Below are 1,906 nucleotides of genomic sequence, written 5' to 3'. Positions count from 1 at the left end.
TACTTGCTAAGTTAAGTGCTAACCCACGCAACTACTCATAGCCGATACCGTTGTAACCAATATTGCCAAGCAAAACGAGAAAATGAAATTTAAAGAAAAAACAACAGAAAAATTAGAAAGTGAATTAAAATTACTCAAAATGTCAACTGGAATTTTGACTGGAATTTTATTGGTTCTTTTTATTATTTGCATTTTTGGGTTATTAACAAAGGAAAACAATAGAGTTTTCATCTCTATGATTGTTGTTCCAATTGCGTTGAGTGCAATTCTTCCATCACAGTTCAGTAATATGAAAAAAATAAAATCAGAATTAGAATTTAGAAACAAAAAGTAGTTAATGAGTTTTAAAACAGTTTTTCACTACATAAGTTATATTCAATATCCATTGATGTTGATTGCAATATATTTTGTTTTAAGTCCTTATTTTAATGGAATTGAACAAATTAAAGAAAACCCTAATTTGATTTTTAAAGACTTGAATTTAATGCTTGTTTTTATGGGACTTGCAATTAGTTTTTCGACACTACAAGATACTACCAAAACACAAAATAAATTTTCGAAGAGAATTTGGGAAAGTCCAAGAAAAGGCAAAATAGCATTGATTTATCTATGTGCATTGTGTTTATTCCTAATTATTTATGGACTTTACGGATTTTTTAATGAAAGTGATAATATGTTGTCCGAATTATCTCTTGGATTTACGGTTCTTGGAATTGGAATGATAGGAATGTTGAAAACTGCAATTGAAATGTTTGAACATCATAGGAAAGACAAAAATACTGGTTACAACAATGGTAACCGTTGCACAAGCTTGTGATTTTCAAAATACAGATTGAATACAAGTCCCTTTAAGGGGCTTTTTTCTTGTCGGCTCAGAAACGGAAGTCCAAATTCCGATGCGTCACGGAAGCTTGAAACAGGTTTTGGAGCACACTTTTGGCCAATGCCTTCAAAGCAAGCTGTCCCGCCTCGCTTTTTACCCGTTTTCGTTCGAATTTCAGGTACTTTTTCAGGTTGTATGCGATGGCCGATAGGTGCATCACCTTGTTGGCCTGTGCAAGGCCGATGGTGTTTACCTTCCTCAGCCCCATGAACTGTGTGAGCGTGCCGAAGACGGGTTCCACCGTACTCTGCCGTTTGCCCTTCATGTAACGGCCCTGTGGACTCTCCACCCTTTGGATGTTGCGTTCGTATTCTTCGCGATAGTAGGTGACCGAGAACTGTTTTTCGTTCACTTTTCCCAGACACGCAGACCTGAGCGCACAGCCCTTGCAGATCTTGCTCGATGCACGGTACGCTTTCTTTTTGGTCTTGGTGCGGCTGTCCAGGAACACTTTCCTGAAAGGTATCACCTTGTCCCGTGGGCAAAGGTAATGGTCGTGTTCCTCGATGTACTCGAAGCCATCGGGGCCGCCCTTGTAGGTGCCGTGCGGGGGAATGAAACTTTTAAGGTTCCTTTCTTCCAAAAAACTGTAGTTCTCCCCGCTACTGTAACCGGTATCGGCCACGCAGTTCTCCCATACAAGGCCTTGCTTCCACAACCGTTTCTTAAGTCTATCGACGATATCCGGCAACTGTTGGTTATCCTTCCCATCCGCATGGTAGGCCCTGATGTCGGTGATCACATGATGTGCCGTATCCACGCTCAGTTGCGAGAGATAGTTCAGCTTCCGGGCCTTGCCGGGCTTTACACTGATCCTGGCATCGGGGTCCGTAGGGCTATAATGTGTCTTGTTGCTCGTGTACTTCGCTCCTTTGTTACCGGCACCCGGCCGTTGGTCCTGGTCCTTGGCCCATCTCTTGTTACGGCCCTTTATCGCGTCAAGTTCCCTCTTGCTCGCAGTAATACCCCGTTGACCTTCATCCGATTTATCGTTCTTGGATTTACGGTGGGGAACTTCTCTGT

General features: G+C 41.9%; 3 protein-coding genes. 2 read left to right on the top strand and 1 reads right to left on the bottom strand.

The genetic code is table 11. From position 1 onward, the window contains the following. Positions 1-82 precede the first annotated feature (82 nt). Positions 83-334 (top strand): redox-active disulfide protein 2, encoded by a 252-nt coding sequence (locus BFP77_RS14965; RefSeq protein ID WP_099574860.1) that lies wholly within the window; start codon positions 83-85, stop codon positions 332-334. A 3-nt stretch (positions 335-337) separates the two neighbouring features. After that, positions 338-817 (top strand): hypothetical protein, encoded by a 480-nt coding sequence (locus BFP77_RS14960; RefSeq protein WP_099574859.1) that lies wholly within the window; start codon positions 338-340, stop codon positions 815-817. Between the two features lie 55 nt (positions 818-872). On the opposite strand, the gene BFP77_RS14955 is transcribed toward BFP77_RS14960, so the two are convergent. Then, positions 873-1,906, bottom strand: a 1,034-nt coding sequence (locus BFP77_RS14955) for a transposase (RefSeq protein ID WP_143751923.1), incomplete at its 5' end; no start/stop codon positions are given.

The sequence above is a fragment of the Maribacter sp. 4U21 genome, from assembly GCF_002742365.1.
Taxonomy (GTDB): Bacteria; Bacteroidota; Bacteroidia; order Flavobacteriales; family Flavobacteriaceae; genus Maribacter.
Note: the sequence above shows the minus strand (reverse complement) of the source record. Positions and strands in the feature narration are given on the sequence as shown.